General features: G+C 68.8%; 19 protein-coding genes. 10 read left to right on the top strand and 9 right to left on the bottom strand.

The features are described from left to right. Positions 1-80: 80 nt before the first annotated feature. Both ACLJPD_RS04525 and ACLJPD_RS04520 read left to right on the top strand, forming a co-directional pair. Entirely contained in the window at positions 81-875 is a 795-nt protein-coding gene (locus tag ACLJPD_RS04525) for an enoyl-CoA hydratase/isomerase family protein (protein WP_410870438.1), read from the top strand. A 77-nt stretch (positions 876-952) separates the two neighbouring features. Beyond that, positions 953-2197, top strand: a complete 1245-nt coding sequence (locus tag ACLJPD_RS04520; RefSeq protein ID WP_410870437.1) for a class I adenylate-forming enzyme family protein — start codon at positions 953-955, stop codon at positions 2195-2197. On the opposite strand, the gene ACLJPD_RS04515 is transcribed toward ACLJPD_RS04520, so the two are convergent. After that, complete coding sequence (locus ACLJPD_RS04515) at positions 2198-2941, bottom strand: tyrosine-protein phosphatase (RefSeq protein ID WP_410870436.1); 744 nt, start codon at positions 2939-2941, stop codon at positions 2198-2200. Between the two features lie 281 nt (positions 2942-3222). Between ACLJPD_RS04515 and ACLJPD_RS04510 the strand changes: the two genes are divergently transcribed. Together ACLJPD_RS04510 and ACLJPD_RS04505 are read left to right on the top strand one after the other, a co-directional pair. After that, positions 3223-3792, top strand: a complete 570-nt coding sequence (locus ACLJPD_RS04510) for a TetR family transcriptional regulator (RefSeq protein ID WP_410870435.1) — start codon at positions 3223-3225, stop codon at positions 3790-3792. Between the two features lie 45 nt (positions 3793-3837). Beyond that, on the top strand, positions 3838-5016 hold the full coding sequence (locus ACLJPD_RS04505; RefSeq protein ID WP_410870434.1) for an alanine racemase: 1179 nt from the start codon (positions 3838-3840) through the stop codon (positions 5014-5016). A 13-nt stretch (positions 5017-5029) separates the two neighbouring features. Here the strand turns inward: ACLJPD_RS04505 and ACLJPD_RS04500 are convergent, their stop codons facing one another. Both ACLJPD_RS04500 and ACLJPD_RS04495 read right to left on the bottom strand, forming a co-directional pair. Beyond that, a complete protein-coding gene (locus ACLJPD_RS04500) occupies positions 5030-5650 on the bottom strand; it encodes a phosphoribosyltransferase (protein WP_410870433.1) in 621 nt (206 codons plus the stop codon). Between the two features lie 11 nt (positions 5651-5661). Then, the gene (locus ACLJPD_RS04495; RefSeq protein ID WP_410870432.1) at positions 5662-6510 is read right to left on the bottom strand and encodes a carbon-nitrogen hydrolase family protein; all 849 of its coding nucleotides are present in this window, start codon (positions 6508-6510) and stop codon (positions 5662-5664) included. A 62-nt stretch (positions 6511-6572) separates the two neighbouring features. On the opposite strand from ACLJPD_RS04495, the gene ACLJPD_RS04490 reads away from it, so the two are divergent. Then, complete coding sequence (locus tag ACLJPD_RS04490; RefSeq protein WP_410870431.1) at positions 6573-8375, top strand: DEAD/DEAH box helicase; 1803 nt, start codon at positions 6573-6575, stop codon at positions 8373-8375. A 132-nt stretch (positions 8376-8507) separates the two neighbouring features. Further along, on the top strand, positions 8508-12374 hold the full coding sequence (locus ACLJPD_RS04485) for an AAA domain-containing protein (protein ID WP_410871924.1): 3867 nt from the start codon (positions 8508-8510) through the stop codon (positions 12372-12374). A 12-nt stretch (positions 12375-12386) separates the two neighbouring features. Here the strand turns inward: ACLJPD_RS04485 and ACLJPD_RS04480 are convergent, their stop codons facing one another. The 4 genes from ACLJPD_RS04480 to ACLJPD_RS04465 are packed head-to-tail and all read right to left on the bottom strand — an operon-like array spanning position 12387 to position 15440. Beyond that, the gene (locus ACLJPD_RS04480; protein ID WP_410870430.1) at positions 12387-13106 is read right to left on the bottom strand and encodes an ESX secretion-associated protein EspG; all 720 of its coding nucleotides are present in this window, start codon (positions 13104-13106) and stop codon (positions 12387-12389) included. Further along, positions 13088-14425, bottom strand: coding sequence for a WXG100 family type VII secretion target (locus tag ACLJPD_RS04475; RefSeq protein WP_410871923.1), 1338 nt, complete (start codon positions 14423-14425; stop codon positions 13088-13090). Before ACLJPD_RS04475 ends, ACLJPD_RS04480 begins: the two co-directional genes overlap by 19 nt. Continuing rightward, on the bottom strand, positions 14418-14816 hold the full coding sequence (locus tag ACLJPD_RS04470) for a hypothetical protein (protein ID WP_410870429.1): 399 nt from the start codon (positions 14814-14816) through the stop codon (positions 14418-14420). The genes ACLJPD_RS04475 and ACLJPD_RS04470 overlap by 8 nt, the downstream gene beginning before the upstream one ends. An 18-nt stretch (positions 14817-14834) precedes the next feature. After that, the gene (locus tag ACLJPD_RS04465) at positions 14835-15440 is read right to left on the bottom strand and encodes an alpha/beta hydrolase (RefSeq protein ID WP_410870428.1); all 606 of its coding nucleotides are present in this window, start codon (positions 15438-15440) and stop codon (positions 14835-14837) included. Between the two features lie 253 nt (positions 15441-15693). Between ACLJPD_RS04465 and ACLJPD_RS04460 the strand changes: the two genes are divergently transcribed. Then, the gene (locus tag ACLJPD_RS04460; RefSeq protein ID WP_410870427.1) at positions 15694-16554 is read left to right on the top strand and encodes an SMP-30/gluconolactonase/LRE family protein; all 861 of its coding nucleotides are present in this window, start codon (positions 15694-15696) and stop codon (positions 16552-16554) included. A 19-nt stretch (positions 16555-16573) separates the two neighbouring features. Here the strand turns inward: ACLJPD_RS04460 and ACLJPD_RS04455 are convergent, their stop codons facing one another. After that, positions 16574-17380, bottom strand: a complete 807-nt coding sequence (locus ACLJPD_RS04455) for a hypothetical protein (protein ID WP_410870426.1) — start codon at positions 17378-17380, stop codon at positions 16574-16576. A gap of 197 nt (positions 17381-17577) precedes the next feature. On the opposite strand from ACLJPD_RS04455, the gene ACLJPD_RS04450 reads away from it, so the two are divergent. Then, complete coding sequence (locus tag ACLJPD_RS04450; protein WP_410870425.1) at positions 17578-18750, top strand: acyl-CoA dehydrogenase family protein; 1173 nt, start codon at positions 17578-17580, stop codon at positions 18748-18750. Between the two features lie 9 nt (positions 18751-18759). After that, complete coding sequence (locus ACLJPD_RS04445; protein ID WP_410870424.1) at positions 18760-19887, top strand: acyl-CoA dehydrogenase family protein; 1128 nt, start codon at positions 18760-18762, stop codon at positions 19885-19887. A gap of 48 nt (positions 19888-19935) precedes the next feature. Here the strand turns inward: ACLJPD_RS04445 and ACLJPD_RS04440 are convergent, their stop codons facing one another. Beyond that, complete coding sequence (locus tag ACLJPD_RS04440; RefSeq protein WP_410870423.1) at positions 19936-20520, bottom strand: hypothetical protein; 585 nt, start codon at positions 20518-20520, stop codon at positions 19936-19938. 256 nt (positions 20521-20776) lie between these two features. On the opposite strand from ACLJPD_RS04440, the gene ACLJPD_RS04435 reads away from it, so the two are divergent. Next, positions 20777-21049, top strand: a complete 273-nt coding sequence (locus tag ACLJPD_RS04435; protein ID WP_410870422.1) for a hypothetical protein — start codon at positions 20777-20779, stop codon at positions 21047-21049. The last annotated feature ends 15 nt before the right edge of the window (positions 21050-21064 follow it).

Genomic DNA, 21064 nt, shown 5'->3' with positions numbered 1-21064 from the left:
CCCGCGGTTCCGTGATGTGGGTGACCGGTTTGCACCGGCTGGCGCTGTCGGCCTCCGGGTCTGAGATCTACGCTGACCCGATGAGTGAAACCCAGCCGACCCGACTCATCCGCGAGTTCACCGAAGGCGGTGCCGAGGTCGCGACGATCACGATCGACCATCCGCCGCTGAACCTGTTCGATCGCGAACTCATCGACTCGCTGATCGCCGATATCGCCGCGGTGCGCGCACAGCCGCCGCGTGCGCTGCTGATCAGGGCCGAGGGCAAGATCGTCTCGGGCGGTGTCGATGTGAACATCTTCGACGGCCGCACTGTCGAGGAGGGCGCGCAGCTGTGGCGTGAACTGTTCGAGCAGATCATCCACCCACTGGAGGCGCTGCCGTGCCCGGTGGTGTTCGCCGCGCACGGGCTCACCCTGACCGCCGCCTTCGAGATGTCGCTTGCCTGCGACATCATCCTCGCCGCGCCGAAGGCGAGATTCGGACTGGTGGAGACCGTCGTGGGGTTGACACCGTCGATGGGCGGGCCGCAGCGGCTGGCCGAGCGGGCAGGCTCGGGCCGCGCCCGCGAGTTCGTGATGACCGGCGACCTCTACAGCGCCGTGACGATGGTCGAGTGGGGCGTGGTCAACGCGATCCACGAAGACTTGGAGACCGCGGCAGGCGCGCTGGTGACCCGGCTCGCCGACGGCCCGACCCGCGCGCACGCCGCGACCAAACAGATCATCGAAGCGTGGCGTTCCGGCGGTGTGGCACACGCTGATTCGGTGACGCCGAAGGTCTCGGGCGAGCTGTTCGGCACCGCGGACCTGCGTGGTGCGGTAGGCAGCTTCCTCGAGCTCGGACCGGGCAAGGCGACCTATCGCGGCGAATGAACGCGCCGAGCGCCTGACAGCGGTGTGATCCACGTCATATAGTCACTGTGCGGCTGTATCGACGTACGGAGGTCCGGATGGGTCATGGCGAGCACGAACCGGGCGCGGCCGTCTTCGAGTTCCCCGCCACCAGTGCGGCAACGCAGCTGCGGCGGGGCTCCGACGGCGTGCTGCGCTACGGCGACCTCAGCCCGGCCCTCACCGAACTGCTCGATCTGCGCGTGCACTCGTTCACGAATCGGGAGGCGGTCGTCGAGGTCGGCGGCCCGCGCCTGACCTACCGCGAACTCTGGCACAGCGCCTCGCGGATCGCGGGCGGCCTGCAGGACCACGGCGTCGGCTACGGCGATCGGGTCGCGGTGCACATGCCGACCAGTGCGCGATGGGTGCAGGCGTTTCTCGGCGCGCTGCTCTCGGGCGCGGTGCCGGTGCTGGTGCCCGACGCCTTGCCCGCCGCGATCGCCGACCGCGTAATCGCCGACAGCAGAGCCGATTTCGTGCTCGGCCCCGACGGGCCGCTGCCCGACAGCACCGCCTACATCGATGACGGTGCGGCCCTGGATGATCCGGCCCTGCTCTGCTACACCGGCACCCGTCGGTCCATGCCCGCGGGCGTTGAACTGTCCAACGAGAACCTGCTGTCGGCGGTGTCGTCGGTGGTCGGCGCGCTCGGGTTGCCCGCCGACGGGTTGCGCAATCTGGTGTTGCTGCCGCTGGCCCACGCCAGCGGTTGCGTCGACCAACTGTTGCCCACCTTCGCTGTCGGCGGCACGGTCGTCCTCGCGCCGACGGCGCGCAGCCTCGCCGACGTGCTGGTCAGCGAGCGGATCGACACGGTATCGGCCACGCCGCGGATCTTCGCGGGACTGGTCCCCGAACTCGTCGCCCGCCGTGCGGGTGCCGGTGTGCGGCGGATCAGCAAGGCCTGTCACCGCTCCGAACGCGCCGCCGCCGCGGCCCCCGCCACCCTCACCTCGGCGCTGCGCGGGTTGTTCCCCGGCGCCAAGCAGTGGTCGGTCTGGGGCGCCACCGAGACCAGTGGAATCGGCCTTGTGGTCGACGACACCGAACTGGCCGACACCGACTCCGCCCTGGGATTCGCCTTCGGCGGAACAGAATTGGCGCTGTCGGGCCCGCAGGCGAGCGCCGGTCGCGGCGAATTGCTGTGTCGCGGACCGAATGTCAGCCGCCGCTACTGGAACGACCCCGACGCCTCGGCTGCCCGCTTCAGTGGAAGCTGGTTCCACACCGGCGATTTCGTCAGCATCGATGCCGAGGGCCTGGTTCGCATCGACCCTTCCCGCCTTGTCAGCGGACTGTGATCAGAGTAGCCGTGCTCGCAGCGCCGCACGCAGGTCGTCGGTGAGTCCGACAACGACGAGGTAGCTCTCGATGTCGCCGTGGTGGTCGCGCACGCTCGCGTCGGCGGTGCGTAGGTACTCCTCGCGGACGCCGAGTAGGTCGTCCGAGAGTGCGTCGCCGTTGCCGATCTTCGGCTCCAGGAGTCTGCGCAGCGGTTCGACCGCGGCGTTGCTGGCCAGGAAGTCGGCGTAGACGTCTTCCTCGGTGACACCGACCGCGCGCAGCAGGGTGGCTACCGCCCAGCCGGTGCGGTCCTTGCCTGCCGCGCAGTGCACCAGGACCGCGCCGTCGCCGCGCACGATCGAGCCTGCCAGTTCGGCGATCGCGGTGTGCGCCTCGGGCAGGGTCGGGAAGGCCCGGTAGACCTCGATCATGTGCGCGAACGCCGAGACGGTCTTCGCCTCGTGGGGCGGGGCCTCCTCCATGCGCGAGTCGAACGGCGTCACGTGCAGGCGCACGTCATCGGGCAGGGTGTCGTGGCCGATGTGGTCGATCTCGACGATGCCGCGCAGATCGTGCACATCGGTGACGCCCCATTCACGCAGGGTGTCGTGGCCATGGTCGTCCAGACCGCTCAGCTGAGCGGATCGCAGCAGCACGCCGGGGCGAACCGTGCTGCCGTCGGCGGTGCGAAGGCCGCCCACATCGCGGAAATTGAAGGTGCCGCTGAGAGCGAACTGATCGGCGGGAGGCGAGAGAGTCACCCGACCAGGTTATCGGCGACTCCGGTGCCCCCGCGCCGGAGTTCGCGGATCGGTCATCGGATGTGTCGCGTCCGTTCGGGTGGGTGCCACTGTGCCGTCGCCCACACAAACGTGGCGGACCGGGGTCCACTTGTAGTATTGAGCAGATGCGCAATTCCAGCGTTGGGGTGCTGGATATCGGGAGAATGCGAACAATTGAAGCCGTATGGTCGGTTTTACTAAAGGTCGCATTCGGGTAACAAAACAATCTTTCAGTCTGAAAAGGATGGCTGAACCAGTTCGTGAATCCTGAAAACCTTCTAAGATCGAGCTCGGTGACCACCAAGCTCGCATCGCCGCGGGCAGCGAATTTTGTTGCCGAGGAGTCGTCGTTGAGCGCCAGCCGTGAACTAACTGAAATTTCGCTTCGGCCCGCGGTATGTGATGCCGTCGAACAAGCCGCCGCCAGTTCGGACGCCACCGGTGTTCGGGCGCTGCGGGTGTACTTACATGCTGGGCTCAGCACCTACTGGCCACTGGTGAAGGCCGCGCCCACCCGGCGGATAGCCGCCTACGAAGCCGCGTTGCAGACCCTGCGCCAGCGGTGGGCGCCCTCTGGTGAGACCGTCGGCGATCCGACCGCCGTCGCGATGTTCCGCGAGATGGACGACGAGGCCGCCGACTTCCTCGAGATGTGCGCGCGGCTGTCCGGCACGCAGTGGCTCGAGCCGGTCGATTCGGTCGCGGGCTACCTCGTTTCGGTGTTCCACGGCTCGGTGCTGCGCTGGCTCGCCGACGGCAACGACGAGACCATTCTGGTGGTGATCGACGACCTGGTCGGTTGTCTGACCCTGAAAGCGGTCGAAAGCTGATCCGCAATACTGGACGATTGACCAAATAGGTGGTTCAGTAGTCGAGTGACCCAGACGACATCGCTGCACCATCTGCACGCGGCGACCGCGGAGCTCGACCCGCCGCTGGCCGCCGTCGACCTGACCGCGCTCGATCGCAATGCCGCCGACCTGGTTCGGCGTGCGAACGGCATCGCGGTGCGAGTGGCCAGTAAGTCGGTGCGCTGTCGCGCCGTGCTCGAGCGCGTGCTCGGCGACGGACTCACCGCCCGCGACGGCTTCGCCGGGATCATGGCCTACTCGTTGCGCGAGGCCATCTGGCTGGCCCGCCTCGGTGCCCGCGACGTGCTGCTCGGCTACCCGGTTCTCGACCGCGCCGCCCTGGCCGAACTCGCCGCCGCCCCGACCCTGCTCGAAGCGATCACGCTGATGATCGACGATGTCGCCCAGCTCGAACTCACCCGTGCCGCGCTTGGCACCGACCTGGTCCACCCGCGCGTCTGCCTCGATGTCGACGCCGCGTTGCGCATCGGCCCGCTGCACCTGGGTGCCCGGCGCTCGCCCGTGCGCAGTCCCGACGACGCCGCCGAGCTGGCTGCCGAGGCGCTGCGACGCGGATTCAACGTAGTCGGCGTGATGACCTACGAGTCGCAGATCGCCGGACTGCCCGACAGCAATCCGGCGGTGCGCGTGGTGAAACGCTTGTCCGCCATCGAAATCGGACGCAGACGCACCCGGGTACTCGACGCGGTGCGCGCGGTGACCGGCCCGCTGGAAATCGTCAACAGCGGTGGCACCGGTTCGATCGAAGTCTCGATCACCGACCCCGGTGTCACCGAGGTCACCGCCGGTTCGGGCCTCTACGTGCCGACCCTGTTCGACCACTACCGCTCGTTCACCCCGCGCCCCGCCCTGTTCTTCGCCACCCCGGTCCTGCGCAAACCCACGCCGACCATCGCGACCGTCTTCGCGGGCGGTTACATCGCGTCGGGCCCCGCCGGCCCCAGCCGCGTCCCGGCTCCCGTGTGGCCCGCCGGTCTGAAACTGCTCGGCTCCGAAGGCGCGGGTGAGGTCCAGACACCCCTGGCCGGCGGTGCGGAACTCGAGATCGGCGACCGCGTCTGGTTCCGGCACGCCAAAGCGGGCGAGCTGTGCGAACGCTTCGCCGAGATCCACCTGGTCGACGAGTCCGGCTCGCGCACAACAGTTCCCACCTACCGCGGTGAAGGACAGTGCTTCGGCTGATCGCGAAACACGCTCAACGCAGGAGGGCGAGGACCTCGTCATCGGCGAGTTGATGAAAGTCGCTGTAGGCCATGCCGACTCCGCCCAGGTCGGTCGGCGTCCACAGGCAGACGAGCTCATCGCATTCGCGCTCGACCCGGCGCGCGGCATCGGGCGCGGAGACCGGTACGGCCACCACCAGCCGATCGGGTCGCTGCGCGTTCGCCACCCGGCACGCGGCGACCACCGTCGCCCCGGTCGCCATCCCGTCGTCGACGATCACCACCGTGCGCCGCGCCAGCGGTATCGGAGCACCGATACGCAATATCTCCTGCCGACGCCGGAGTTCGGCCCGCTCGGCCTGTTCCACCTCGTCGAACGCCTCGGCGCTCACCCCGCTGTGCTCCACGACATCGCGATTGAGGACAACAAGTCCGCTTTCCCCGAGCGCCCCCATCGCCAACTCCGGCTGCCACGGCAACCCCAGTTTGCGCACCAGCAGCACATCGAGTTCGCCACCGATCGCCGCGCTCACCGCCGCCGCCACCGGCACACCCCCGCGGGGCAGCCCGAGCACCAGCGGACGGGTGGCCCGCAGGTGTTCGAGGGCGGTGCCGAGGGCGCGGCCCGCCGCTTCGCGATCCGGGTACACCATCGCCTCGAACGCTACTCCGTCCCCGACGCGTCGGAAATGGTGAAACGTCGCAGCGAGAGGCTGGGATTGGCGGTGCGCACCCGGTCCAGATGTGCCGGATCCACCGTCGCGGTGAGCACGCCGGGTTCGTCGCCGAGTTCGGCGAGCACCGTTCCCGCCGGATCCACGATCATCGACGCGCCCGCACCACGCGGCGCGCACTGATCGGCCGCCGCCACGTACACGGTGTTCTCGATGGCGCGCGCCCGCAGCAGCGTCGTCCACTGGTCGACTTTGGCGGGCCCCGGAATCCACTGCGCCGGGAGCAGCAACACGTGCGCGCCCGCCGCGGCGACACGCCGACATCCCTCCGGAAAACGGAGATCGAAACAGGTCTGCATGCCGAACACCACACCGTCGACCGCGAATGTGACAGGCGCGACAAGAGGGCCCGGTACCACCACATCCGATTCCAGATGCCCGAACGCGTCGTACAGATGCACCTTGCGATACACCGCGACGCGCGCGCCATCGGGCCCGTGCGCGACGAGCGTATTACTGATCCGCGTCGCCCCCGGTGCGGGCAACTCCACCACACCGGCCACCAGAAACACTCCGAATTCGGCTGCGAGCGCGGCGAGTCCGGTGGTGAAAGGGCCGTCGAGCGGTTGCGCGACCGCCACCACTCGCTCGTCGAGACGGGTCACAGCGAACATCGAGTATTCGGGTGCGAGCACCACGCGCGCACCCGCCGTCCGCACGTGTTCACGCAGGATCGAGAGGTTCGTTTCCGGGTCGGTTTCGGGGGCGAATTGGATCACCCCGATCCCTACTGTCACCGGCTCGAGTTCCTCATGTGCTGACCCATCCCGCAGTTGCATAGGTCTCACCGTATTCACCTGGTGGTTGGGACAGCTACCGCCAGGCGGTAAACTGGTGGTCAATGAGTACAAATGAGGTCGACAGCGTTCCTGCCGACGACGACAGGCACGACAACGGCCCGACTTTCGCCGATCTCGGGATCGATGACCGCGTACTGCGGGCCATCGCCGATGTGGGCTACGAGTCGCCGTCCCCGATTCAAGCGGCGACGATTCCCCCGCTGCTCGCCGGCGCCGACGTGGTCGGCCTCGCCCAGACGGGCACCGGCAAAACCGCGGCATTCGCGATCCCGATCCTGATGAACCTGGACACCGCGCAGAAGAAGCCCAGCGCGCTGGTGCTCGCGCCGACGCGCGAACTCGCGATCCAGGTCGCCGAGGCGTTCGGCAAATACTCCTCGCACATCCCCGGTCTGCACGTGCTGCCGATCTACGGCGGGCAGAGCTACGGCGTGCAGCTGTCGGGTCTGCGCCGTGGCGCGCACGTCGTCGTCGGCACGCCGGGCCGTGTGATCGATCACCTGGAGAAGGGCACGCTGGATCTCACCGAGCTGCGCTACCTGGTGCTCGACGAGGCCGACGAGATGCTCAAGATGGGCTTCCAGGAGGACGTCGAGCGCATCCTGCGCGACACCCCCAAGACCAAGCAGGTCGCGCTGTTCTCGGCCACCATGCCGGGCGTGATCCGCAAGATCTCCAAGCAGTACCTCAACGATCCGGTCGAGATCACGGTCAAGTCCACGACGCAGACCAGCTCCAACATCACCCAGCGCTATGTGCAGGTGTCGCATCAGCGCAAGCTCGATGCCCTCACTCGCGTGCTCGAGGTCGAAACCTTCGAGGCGATGATCATCTTCGTGCGCACCAAGCAGGCCACCGAAGAGCTGGCCGAGAAGCTGCGCTCGCGTGGTTTCTCCGCCGCCGCGATCAACGGTGACATCGCGCAGAACCAGCGTGAACGCACAATCGGGCAGCTGAAGTCGGGCGGCATCGATATCTTGGTCGCCACCGATGTGGCCGCGCGTGGTCTCGATGTGGATCGCATCTCGCACGTCGTCAACTACGACATCCCGCACGACACCGAGTCCTACGTGCACCGCATCGGTCGTACCGGCCGCGCGGGCCGTTCGGGCGAGGCGCTGCTGTTCGTTGCCCCGCGTGAGCGTCACCTGCTCAAGTCGATCGAGCGGGCCACCAGGAGCGCGCTCACCGAGATGCAGTTGCCGAGCGTCGACGACGTGAACGCGACGCGTGCCTCCAAGTTCGGTGACTCGATCACCGAGAACCTGGCCTCGGACAATGTGGCGCTGTTCCGCAAGCTGATCGAGGACTACGAGGCCGAGCACAACACCCCGCTCGTCGATATCGCCGCGGCACTGGCCGTCGGCGGCTACGACGGTGACAACTTCTTCATGTCGCCGGAGCCGGAGCCCGCTCCGCGCCGCGAGCGTGACTTCGATCGCGACCGTGAGCGCGCACCGCGCCGCTTCGACGACGAAGACCGCGCCCCGCGTCCGCCGTCGTTCAACCGGGAGAACGGCGAAGAACTCGCCACCTACCGGATCAGCGTCGGCAAGCGGCACCGCGTGGTGCCCGGCGCGATCGTCGGTGCCATCGCCAACGAGGGCGGTCTGCGTCGCAGCGACTTCGGTCATATCAGCATCCGGCCCGACTACAGCCTCGTCGAGCTGCCGGCCAACCTGCCCAACGAAACGCTGGAAGCCTTGCGGCGCACCAGGATCAGCGGCGTGCTGATCCAGCTGACGCCCGACCAGGGCGCACCGGCGCAGCGACTGAACGCTCGTGGCCCGCGCCGCGACCGTGAGGCGCGTCCGCGCACCGAACGGCGCAAGCCCCGCACCTGAGTCCCGTTCGCGTGCACCGGGGCCGCGGTCGGCGCATTCGCGCTGTTCGCGGGTAGTGCCCTGGTGTATCGCAACGCTGGTTAAGGTGTTGGGCGTCGGGTGTGCGTGAACACAGGAGGGCCGCGCTTGTTCGTGTCCGGTGATCGGGTAGTCGGTGCCGTCGGCGATCTCGCGCGCGCGGCGAACTGTGAGTTCGCGGTGCTGCGCGGCATCGACGCCGCCCTCGGCAACCTGCCCGGGGTTCCCGATGTCACCGCCCCGCTCGTGCGCACGGGCGAACCGTCCGCCGAACTTCTCGCGCACTTCGGTGCGCGGCTGGTTCGTATCCCGCCGCCCGAGGTCGTCGGCGGGGACGCGGCCGCCAGGATCGCCGCACTGACCGCCGCCGCGGAGCAGACCGCGCACGCGCTGCGCGCCGGGGCGGAGGCGATCTACGGCGCGGTGTTCTTCGATGGTCGATTCGCCTGTGGCGCTGACCTTCTGGTCCGGGTAGCTGATGATTCGACCCGCGCCGCTGGTGAACTGCGCTACATGCTGCACAGTGCCCTCGGTCCGGCCGCGGTCGGCGTGTCAGCGGCGCCGGCTCCTACGTCGGCAGCCGAGGGAGGATACGACGAAGGCCGGGGGGTCGAGCGTTCGAGCGATTCGGAGTGGTCGCGGGCCGAGGCCGACGTTGTGTCAACAGATCTGGCATCGGCGGCGCCGGACCGGGAGCCGGTGTCGCCGATCAACAGTTTTGTCGGGTCGATCGCCGACAGTCGGGTGCTGCGGCGCGAATTGGCCGCCGGGCGGACGCCTTTCGAACGGGCCGCCGCTTCTGTGCACGCGATCAAGACCGACCCGGCTCGCGAACTGCTGTGTGCTCGCCTCGAATTCGCGGCGTGCGCGCGTGCGCTCACCGACGCGGGGGTGGGTGCCGATCCCGCGGCATACCTCTGGACAGCTGAGGGTGTGCGGCGGGTGGTGACCGAGGAACTGGCGCCGATCTATTCGGCGCGGCGGGCTAGGGTAGCGCAGATCATCGAGGACAAGCTGGCGGAACTGCTGCCGGTCCAATGGGGCGACCCGCGTTATCTGGCGTGCGGTCGGTGCCCCAGTTGCCGTGCGGCGGCGTCGAATGCGCGAGACCTGCTGCTGGTCGCGGGAATCCGCGCCACTCAGCGGGCCAGGCTCCGTGAGGCCGGTGTGCTCACGATCGACCGACTCGCCACCACCAACACACCCGTGCCCGGCCTCGCCCCCCGCACGCTGGCGGCCCTGCGCACACAGGCCGAAATCCAACTCGTCCGCGAACGTACCGGCCGCCCCACCTTCCAGCTCCGGGATGCCACCGCGCTCGGCGCCCTCCCCGCCCCGCGCCCCGGTGACCTCGCCTTGGTCATCGATCTGGATCGGCACGGTGCCATCACCGGCCTCGAGCTCGCCGACGCCAGCTCCATCGTCTTCCGGCCGGTAGTCGCCGGGGTGGAACAGCCGAGCATCATCGGCAACCGCTCCACCACGACGGTCGGTGCGCGGGATACGAACGCCGTGGTCTTCGGGCCGGGCGGCGTCGAACCCGCGAATCCAGGCGGTTATCCGTGCGCGGACTCGTCGGAGGTGGGCGCTACCGCTGTCGGACGCAGGGGCGTCGATCCGCGCCGCCCGCTCGATCGTGCGGGTGGTGGCGCCGATCCCGCGGAGGCCGACACCATCGCTTTCGCGCGCGTGGTCACCGGCGACTCGGCCGACGCGTCGGCCGATCCGCGCCCAGAAAGCACCTCCGGCCCCGCTCCGTCGGCGCAGGGCGGGGGAGTGCTCGAGGAACTGCTGGAGATCATCGCCGAGCATCGGTCGGCGGATCCGAATGTGCGTGTGTACCACTATGGTTCGGATATTCGGACGGCGCTGCTCGATTGGGCGGGTGCGCTGGGAACCGGTGCTGATCTGCTGGATGAGCTGTTGGCCGATCGAGCGCTGGTGGATCTCGCGCCGATCGTCCGGACCGCGCTGTTGATCGGTGAGCAGTCCTATGACGCAACGGGACTCGCGGCGTTGTTGCCTGATACGCCCGGTCGCGCGGCCACGGTCCTCGGTATCCGCGACTGGTTGCTCGATCGCGCGGCCGATGCGGGAATCGGTGTTCCCGGGACACGGTTCGCCGTCGTGGATTCCGATGGGCCGCCCTCACTGCATCCCGGCTCGCTGGAGGCGGCGCTGAGTGAGTTCGCCGCTGACGCGCAAGGTGATTCGGCTCGCGCCGCCTCCTTGACGGCCGCGGTCCTCGGCTATCACCGGCGCGAACGCCAGCCCCGCTGGTGGGCACACATCGACCGGCTCGGCCATCCGGTCGGCGAATGGGCCGACGCGCCGGGTGTGCTCGTCGTCGAATGGGGCACGGTCGACACCAAATGGCATCGCACGCCGCAACTTCCGACGATGCGCCGCTACCTCACGCTCACCGGTCGGCTCGGCACGGGCGCCACGCTCACCCCCGGCACGCAGATGGTCACCATCTACGACGGCGCCGCCGCGGCGGGCATGACCCAGACGCTCGGCCGTCGCGCCACCGCCACCGCCACGGTGCTCGGTTGTGCCATCGACCCGAACTTCGACGACACCGTTCGGCTGGAGGAACTGCTCCCGGCGGGCTGCCCGCCCTACGACGACCTGCCCGCGGCCATCGCCCCCGGGCCGCCCGACGGCGAAGCCGAAATCGAGGCGGCACTGGAGCACACCGCCCAGGACCTGCTGATGAGCCTGCCGTGGGTGCCCGAGAACGCGGTCTACGACCTACTGCTGCGCCGCGCGCCACGACTGCGCGACGGGATGGCGCTACCGCAGCCGCACGACGACCTCGGTGCTGTCCTCGCGCACGCGGTCGGTGCGCTGGACGCCTCGTATCTGGCGGTGCACGGCCCACCGGGCACCGGCAAGACCGGCATCACCGGGCGGGCGCTCGAGCGGCTCGTCACCCGGCACAAGTGGCGGATCGGGGTGGTGGCGCAGTCGCACGCGGTGATCGAGCGGATCTTCGACGCGGTGGTCGAAGCGGGGCTGCTGCCCGAACTCGTCGCGAAGAAGGATGTTGCCTCGGTCGGTCCCGATTGGTCGGCGATCGATGCCACGCGATACCCGCGCTTCCTCGACAACGCTGTCAACGGGTGCGTAATCGGTGGCACCACCGCCGATTTCGTCGACGAGCGATTGATCGCACCAGGGGCGCTCGATTTGCTGGTGATCGCCGACGCGGGCGAATGCTCACTGGCCGACACCGTCGCGGTCGCGGTGAGCGCTCGTAATCTGCTGCTGATCGGCGATCCGGTTCCGGCCAGGTCGCAGGCGAAACATCCGCAGCCTGTGCAGGTTTCGTCCCTGGAATGGTTGTGCGAAGGTGCGGCGACGCTGCCCGTCGAACGCGGTTACTTTCTCGACCGCACCTGGCGGATGCATCCCGCGGTCTGTGAACCGGTGTCGGCGAGCTGTTACGACGGTCGGCTACGCGCGGACGAGGCGATCACGCTGACGCGGGATCTGGCGGGTATCGCGCCCGGGGTGAGTACGGTGCTCGTCGAGCATCGTGGCAGCGCTACCGAGTCCGACGCGGAGGCGCGCGAAGTGGTGCGCCGGGTGCGGGTGTTGCTCGGTGAGACCTGGACCTCCGATGGTGGAACGCGCAAACTCCATCCGCACGACATCGTCGTTGTCGCTCCCTACGCGGCGCAGGTGGCGCGGATCCGGACGTTGCTGGCTCGGGCCAAGATCGAAGACGTGCTCGTGGGTACTCCTGACCGGTTCCGTGGTCGGGAAGCTGCGGTTGTTCTGTTGTCGATGACTACGTCGACGCCTGCTGATGCGCCCTTCGGGATGCGGCCGCTGTTGTCGCGCACTGTTATTCACGCCACGCTGTGTCGGGCTATGTGGAAGGCGATTGTTATTCGGTCGCCGCTGCTTACCGAGTACCTTCCGGATACGGCTGAGGAGTTGGCTGACTTGGTGGGGTTTCTTCGGCTCGGGTAGTGATGGGTGGAGTCAGGCACTGCGGAGGAGGCGGCGTAGCCATTCGACGGTGGTGTCGGGGGTGGCGGGGGTGATGTCTATGTGGCGGCTGGCGTGGACGAGGTAGCGGCCGTCGTCGGGGAGGTCGATCCAGGACAGGACGCCGGCGGGTTTGGGGTCGGTGCCTGCCGCTACGAGGATCTGGCCGATGCCGGTGCGGGGGCGCTGGAGGAGTCGGCGGATGCGGGCGGCGTCGGAAGGGCCCGCTACGGGGGCGGTGACCAGGTCGCGGCTGTCCTCGTCGACGCGGGTCGCGGGGGCGGTGATGCGTGGGACGAGGCCGGGGGGCTGGGATGGAAGCCGCGAGAATATTTGGGCGGCAAGGCGTTTCGTGCTGCCGACTTGAACGTGGATCGCACCGCCACGGTCGGGTGCGTTGCCCGGATCCTGTACCGCGAGGACCGCGACATCCGCGGTGACCGCGCCGAGCATCCGCACGGGAGCGGGTGCGTGGCCGCAGACCTCGACGCGGATCTCCGGTTTCGCCAACACGCGCAGCGCGGCCGCGAGGTCGGCGTCGAGGGTGCGGGCGCACCAGGCGTCGAGCGCGGGTTGCTGGGCGGCGCGTTCGACGGTGTCGCGCGCCGACGCACGGACGGCGAGCGGATAGGGGATCCGGTCGCCGTCGGTGCGCGCCCAGGTCAGCGCGAACTGGTCGGGGGTGAAATGCCAGTTCACTCCCGTTCTGCCCACTCACCGAGCACGGCGGGACTGGTCGGCTCCATCTTCCCGATCAGCGCGTTCACCTCGTCCGCGGGCTCGAGGTAGGTCGGCTCGTCCTCGAGGTAGCGCAGGAACTCGTCGTCCTCGTCCTCGGGCTCCTCCGTCGACGAGGCAGGCCGCGGCCCGCCGGGCGGTCGCGTCTGTTCGGCGGCGGCGATCGCGCCACCCATCATTCCGCCGACAGCGCCCGCACCCATTCCGGCCGCGGCCTCGCCACCGGACACCGCAGGATCACGCTCCTGCCGTCCGTCACTCGCGGCCTCGGTGGTGTCGGCCCCCGCCGCGATCGTCGTGGGCGCCGAATCCTGGTCGCCCCCCACCACATCGGTGGTCGTGGACCTGGTCTGTTCGGAGTCGGCCGCGCGCCGGGATCGGTTGCCTGCGTGCACGGTGCCGGAGAAGGCCGGGGTAGTCGACGCCGGGGTGGTGGCGCTCGCGCCGCGCACGCTGGTCAGCGGCCGACCCGAGGCTGTCGTCGCGGCGGGAGGTGTAGTCGCGGGAGTTGTTCCGCTGACCGACACAGCAGGGGCCGTGGCGGTTCCGACGGTCGGGCGCGCACCGTTGCTCGGCGCAGTCGTGCCCGCGCTGACGACCGTCGATGATCCGGCGGGCGTGGTGGTCGCGGCAACGGTCGCCGGTGTGGTCGTCGGGGCGATGACCGCGGACACGGTCGTCTGCGGAGATCCGGCCGACTGCACGGCCCCCGACGGTGCGGTACCGGCGGCGACAGTCCCTGGCTCCGTGGCGAATCCGGCGAAGGCAGGCACGCCCGACCCGGTCGGCAGGAAGGCTCCGGCGTAGATCGTCTCCATCGCCTGTACCGCGTCGAGGCGAGCGTTCTCGGCTTCGCGCGCGATCGTGGCGTTGGTGGCGGCCTGCTCGGAGTCGAGGACCGCCGCGGCCGGATCAGGCTGTGTCCCATCGGGTTCCGCGACAGCCGCGCGAATGGACTCGGCCGCGTCGCCGGCCCGGCTGAGCCGGACACCGACCGCCGTCAACACATCGGCGATCCGCCGGCCCGCCTGCTCGAAGTCGCGCACCGCGTCCGAGGCCTGCTGGGCCGCCGCACCACGCCAGCCGTCGGCGATCGCGGCACGGATCTCACCGTGCGCGAGCTCCACCCCTTCGCCGAGGCCGGTGGCGGTGGTCAGGAACGTCTGAGCGGCGCCTGCCAGCGCGGCCGGGTCGAGTTGCCTTACCGCATGGTGGATTTCGGCATGGGAGAGGTTGTCGAAGACTTCGACGACCGACACGTAGTCCGCGTCGGTACGGCCGGAGAGGCTACGCATCGCCACCACCGGGAACCTCGATCGCGGCAACGGCGCCCGAAAGTGCCTGATCGGCCTCGCGGTAGGTCGCCCCGGCGGCGCGGAACACCGCGGCCAGGTCGCGCGCGGTGCTCGCATAGGCACGCAGTTCGTCGAGCGCCGCGGCCGCCTTGGTCTCGAAGCCGGTGCGCAGTGCACCGCCCGAGGCGAGCCCGCCGAATCCGGGGATGACCGCGGCCTGGCTGAGCGCCCGCACCTGGGCGTCGACTTCGTCGGCCAGTCGTTCGTAGCGCAGCGCGCACCGTTCAGGTGCGCCGTCGGCGACGAGCACCCCGTCGATCCACAGCCCACCCTCGTCGACGGCTCGGCCGAGTGCCGCCGTATTCGGCAGCCCCGTTCGGTTCGGTTGCACCGCTTCCCCCTTCGTCGTTCATCGCACCGCGGCGAGTACCCACTCCGCGATATCGGCCGCCACGCGGTGCTGCACCGGTTCGTGCAACAGGTCGTGTCCGGCGTCGTCGTACTCGCGCAAATCTACCGATCGGTGCCGCGCTGTCCATAGCCGGATTACATCGATGGGTGCCCGCCGATCGTCGACACCGTGCACCGCGAGCAGGGGCAGGCCGGGGTCCGGCGCGACCTCGGCGGCCCGGCGCGGGGTACCGCAAACGACGAGTCCGGCCAGTTCAGAAGAGTTTTCGCGGGAGAAGGCGAGTGCGGTCACCGCGCCGAGGGAGTGGCCCATCAATACCGGCGCGTCCGGATGGCCCGCCCGGACGAGTGCGAGAAATCCCCGCGCGTCGTCGGTCAGCTCGTCGATGGTGCCCGGCGCGTCGGGATCGCCCTCGCTCAGTCCCTGCCCCGAGGTGTCAAGTGCCCACAGTTCGATCCGCGCGGGCCGCAACGCCGCGGCGAAACGGTGGTAGTGCCCGCTGTGCTGCCCGGTTCCCGGGAGCAGCGCCAGTCTCGCCGCGGGCTGGTCGACGGACCACTGCCTGCAGTGCAGGCGTCCGCGTTCGGTGTCGAAGAAGGGCACCGTCCGATTATCGCCGCTCACGATTCGCCGTCGGCCGCGATTCGCCGGGGTGCCCGGAGCGGTCGAATGAATTGTTCTGCGAGACAGTGCTGGTAGGTGATATGCCGTGATCGCAACCGCAGGTGCCATGGGCTGCCCACGGTGGGCCCGCAGCCGTTAGACTTCGCGCGTCGAACCGGGTCAACAGAGTCGAGGGTTACAGATGTTGTCGTTGCGCCATTGCGCCGTCCGTTTCTTGGTCGGTGCGGCTGTCGTGAGCAGCGCCTCGCTCGGTTCCGGCGCCGTCGCTGGTGCCGCGCCGCTGTCCTCGTGCGGACAAGCACGCCAGGATGTCGCGATCCGGTCGAGTGTGCCACTGCTGGACTGGTCGGAGAATTTCGGTATCGACGCCGCGGGCGACCTATGGGTTTCGCGGGTCATGCGCGGCGAGGTACAACGCTACGACCGCGCGGGACGCCTCACCGCCACCGTCGCCGTGCCCTCGCCCGGCGCGGTCCGACTCGGACCCGACGGTCTGCTCTACGTGGTCACCGGCAATTCACCGCTGGCCGGTTCCGGCGGCATCGTCCGCTTCGACCCCGCGGCCGCGCGCCCGACTCTCGATGCCTTCGCGACCGGGTTCCCGCAGCCGAACGGTGCCGCGTTCGACGCCGACGGCAATCTGTATGTGACAACCGGCAACGGCCTGCACCGCCTGCGCCCCGACGGCAGCGAGGACATGACCTGGTGGTCGGCCGTCAGCATCGACGGGCCCAATGGTGTTGTGGTCTCGGGTGATTCGGTCTACGTCACCGCGAACTTCGCGGGCAGCGAGGGCCCGGTCGGCCGCGTGCTGCGACTGTCGCGCACCAACCCGAGCGCCGCGACCACCGTCGCCGACCTGACCTCGTTCGGCACACTGCCCGATTTCGTCGACGACCTGGTCGTCCGCGACGGCGTCCTCTACGTCACCACGCTGGCCGGGCACCTCGTCCGGGTCAACCCGGCCACCGGCACCGCCTGCACCGTCGTCGCTACCCAACCGCTGACCGCGGTCGTCGCCGACCCCACGGACCCGTCGGCCTTGCTCGCCGGTTCCGAAGAGGGCACGGTCCTGCGAATCACCGTCGGCTGATTCGACAGGGCTCGGTGCGTCAGCCGCCGACGTTGGCCGCCGCAGGCGGGGCCGGGGGAGCGGGCACCGGGGCGGGCGCGGGGGTTTCGGCGGGCACGGGCGCGGCCTGAGTCGTCGATGCCGGTGCGCCGGAGGAGGATTCGCCCGAGCCCGGGCTGACGGCCTGCGGCTCGGGGGCGGGCGCAGCGGCAGGCGCTTCGGGGACCGCGACCGGCAGATCGGGCACGACGAACGTGCCGACGGTCGGCGTCATCACGCAGCGGGCGCCCGCGTAGTCGATGGTTCCCCACATGGAGGCGACCACGGTGCCCGCGCCGCTGTTGACGGTCTTCGACAGCGACGGCAGGTTGAATTCGGTCTGGTCGTCGAGGCCGACGATGCCGCTCTGCCCGTTGTTGACATTGACCCAGGCGACACTCAGACCCGAGGCCAGCGGGACACCGGTGTGGCGCGGGCTCGCGCTGAAGCGGATGTCGCCCGGCTTCAGGCTGGTCTCGGTGCGCGGGCCCGGCCCTTCGATCGAGGCAGCAGCAATGATCGTGGTGATCGGGCCGTTGCTGCCGCAGCCGAACGTGGGGGCCGCGTAGCTGAAGGGGGTGAACTGCGTCGAGATCTCACGCAGGGTGTCGGCGCCGACGATCTCGGTGAAGCTGGCGATGACACCGACACCGGCCTTCGTCGAGGTGTCCTCGCCCGCGAGGTGGGTCAGATGGTCGATGGCGTCGTCTACCGGTGTCGCGATCGCGCTCGGTGCCAGCAGTGCCAGCGCGCCGATGCCCACCGCGGTGACCGCCGCTGCTCTACCTGCGATGGATCTGCCGTTCACCCGTGACTCCTCGGTGGATGCTCGTCGCCGGATAGTCCGGTTCGTCTGGCAACGTACCAGGTCGGCGTGGGGGTCGCCGAGCCACCGGCGGCGTGGCGGGCGCCGGTGGGACGGCCATCGCGTGTGATGTAGTCGACACCGGGGATTACCGAAGGGTAGGTTTCTCTTCGACGGCTACGAGTGACTGGGAGACCCGTATGAAGTTAGCCCTGTCCCCTGACGAGGTCGCTTTCCGCGACGAGCTGCGGCATTTCTACACGACCGAGATCCCGGCGGACATTCGTGACCGGGTGAAACACGGCGCGGATCTGTCCCGCGAGGACTTCGTCACGGCGAACAAGATCCTCAACGACAACGGGCTGTGCGTGCCGAACTGGCCGGTGGCCTGGGGCGGCAAGGACTGGACGCCGATGCAGCGCCACCTGTGGCTCGACGAGATGCAGCTGGCCTCGGTGCCGGAACCGCTCACGTTCAACGCCTCGATGGTTGGCCCGGTGATCGCGCAGTTCGGCTCCGAGGAACTCAAGCAGCGCTTCCTGCCGCCGACCGCCGCGCTCGACATCTGGTGGTGCCAAGGCTTTTCCGAGCCCGACGCCGGTTCCGACCTCGCCTCGTTGCGCACCACCGCGGTCCGCGACGGTGACTCCTACATTGTGAACGGCCAGAAGATCTGGACCACGCTCGGCCAGTTCGCCGACTGGATCTTCTGCCTCGTGCGCACCGACCCGAACGCGCCGAAGAAGCAGGCGGGCATCTCCTTCCTGCTCTTCGATGTGAAGTCGCCCGGTGTCACCATGCGCCCGATCAAGTTGATCGACGGCAGCTATGAGGTCAACGAGGTGTTCTTCGAGAACGTCCGGGTGCCCGCCGATCAGCTCGTCGGCGAGGAGAACCAGGGCTGGACCTACGCCAAGTACCTGCTCGGCAACGAACGCACCTCCATCACCGGCGTCGGCAAGACCAAGGTCAAGCTCGGCCTCGCGAAGGACTACGCCCGCGCGACCAGGACCGGACGCGGCACGTTGCTCGACGACCCGGTGTTCGCGGCGCGGCTGGCCGAGCTGGAGAACGAACTGCTCGCCCTGGAACTGACCCAGCTGCGGGTGGTCTCCAACTCTGTCGAGGGCAAGCCGAATCCGGCCTCCTCGGTGCTGAAGTTGAAGGGCACGGACTTGCAGCAGGCCGCCACCGAACTGCTCCTCGACATCGCCGGTGCCGACGCGCTGCCCGTCGACGCCGCCGACATCGCCTCGCCCGCGTGGGCCCAGCACACCGGCCCCGGCTACCTGAACTACCGCAAGGTGACCATCTACGGAGGCTCGAGCGAGGTCCAGCGCTCGATCATTTCCTCCACGATCCTCGGATTGTGAGGCGCTGATATGGAACTCGCACTGACCGAAGAACAGACGATGCTGCGTGACACCGTGCGCGAACTGCTGCACCGGGTCTACGACAGCGAGGCACTCACCAAGAGCGGCGACACCGACCCGGGCTGGAACCGCACGGTGTGGAAGCAGCTCGCCGACCTCGGTGTGCTCGGGCTGACCATTCCCGAGGAGGACGGCGGCGTCGGCGCGGGCCCGGTCGAGGCGATGCTGGTGCAGGAAGAGCTCGGTCGCGCGCTCGCACCGGAACCGGTGCTCGACTCGGTGGTGATCCCGGCGGAACTGTTGCGGTTGGCAGGCAGTGCCGAACAGCGTCAGCGCCTGTTGCCCGCGCTGGCGGAGGGAACCACGCTGCTCGCGTTCGCCCACGCCGAGCCCGGCATGCGGTGGCCGTCCACGGAGCTCACCACCGCGGCGGTGGCACAGGGTGACGGGTACGCGCTGACCGGCGTGAAGAATCCGGTGCCGCGTGGCGACGTCGCCGACGAGTTGATCGTCAGCGCGGTGCTGCCCGACGGCGGAACCGGGCTGTTCCTGGTCGACCCGAATCAGGATGGGGTGCAACGACGGACGTATCGCACCTTCGACGGCCGCCGCGCCGCACAGTTCGACCTCGACAAGGCGACCGGCGAACTGCTCGGCGGCACCGTCGACGCGACCGAGCAGATCGCCCTCGCCCAGGGTTACGCGCAGGCGGCACTGTGCGCGGAATCGGTCGGGGCGATGGAGGTCGCGCTCACGCTGACCACCGAATACCTCAAGACCCGCAAGCAGTTCGGTGTCACGCTGTCGAAGTTCCAGGTGCTCACCCAGCGGGCGGCCGACTGCTACGTCTCACTGGAACTGGCCCGCAGCATGAGCCTGTACGCGACCGCGGCGCTGGCTGACGGCGGCAGCGATCCGGTGGTCGCGTCACGGGCGCGGTTGCAGGTGGGTAAGTCCGCCCAGCACATCGGGCAGGAGGCGATCCAGATGCACGGTGGCATCGGTGTCACCGCGGAGTATCCGGTGAGCCACTATGTCGCCCGATTGACCGCGATCGGGCAGACACTCGGTGGCGCACTGGAACATCGGCGTGAGCTCGCCGATCGGGTCGGCGATTACGACCTGGTCGAGCTGTAGTTCTTCGACAATGGTGCGTGCCCGTCGCGGGTGCGCACCATTGTTGTGTCAGCCCTCGTAGGTGCGCGGGTTCTCGATGACCGTCGGATCCTCGGTGGTCGCCTCGGCCGGTTCGGTCGGGGTCGCGTGGTCGTAGGAGTGGGTCGGCTCCACCACTTCGTCGTCGCCGACCTGCGGCGGGATGACGGTGCGGGTCGGGTTCGGTCGGGTGGTCGGCTTGGGCCGGGTGGTCGTGGTCGGCTCGTCCTCGGTGGTCACCGGCGGGCGGGGCGTCGTCTCGGCCGGCCGGGTTTCGGGCGTCGTCTCGCCCGGGCGGGGCTCGGGAGCCGGTTCGCCCTCGGGGGGTGTCTCCGACGGGGAGGTCTCGGTGGAGCTGAGGCTGAACGGTTTACGCGGCGACATGTACGGCGCGATGCGCCAAGTCGGCGACGGTGGGATCGGGATGTGCACCGTCGTGGACGTGGCCCCGTCGGCCACCCGCGCGGGTGCGGCGGCCAGATCGGCACTCAACGGTGGCGCCGGCACGTAGACATCCTGCTGTCCGACACCGCACGCACCGATGATGATCAGTCCGAGCGACACCGCGCCAACAGCGACTGCCGGACCTACGAACTTGGCCCTGCTGTTATCCATCGCCTGTTACTCCTCGTCGGCTTCGAGATCGCCTCACAGTAGTGCAGGTCGAGCAAAAGGGCGCATTTTAAATGCTAGTGGTCCAGATATCGGATTGATCAATTCGGCGTGTCGAGGGGACGTGTCGCGAGCGTTCCGCGTCACCGAGTCGTAGCGTGTGTGAGCAAAGTTACGCAGGAGACGCCCGGACCGAAACACCTGTCGCGCGAAGTTTGCGCAGTGCAAGTATCTGATCGGCGTCATCGAGGAGAATCTCATGGGAGCACTCTCGACACCCCGGCTGGAAACCGCGGCGGCGAACACTGATTCGGCCGCCGTCGGACATCTGTCGTCGACACCGCCCGGGACCTTCCTGGTCGTCGCGCGGATCATGGGCTGGTTGTTCTTCATCGGCGGACTCGTCGGTGCCGGCCTCGGCATCGCGGGCCTGCACGTGGAGATCACCGTTGCCGGGCTGATCCTGGCCTGCACGGCTGGACTCATCCTATTGAAACTGCGGACCGATCGGGACGCACGCGAAACAACCTGAGACACCTCATAATTC

Source organism: Nocardia sp. A7 (assembly GCF_046549215.1).
Taxonomy (GTDB): domain Bacteria; phylum Actinomycetota; class Actinomycetes; order Mycobacteriales; family Mycobacteriaceae; genus Nocardia.
The sequence above is the reverse complement of the archived record's forward strand: the minus strand, read 5'-3'. Positions and strand labels throughout refer to the sequence as shown.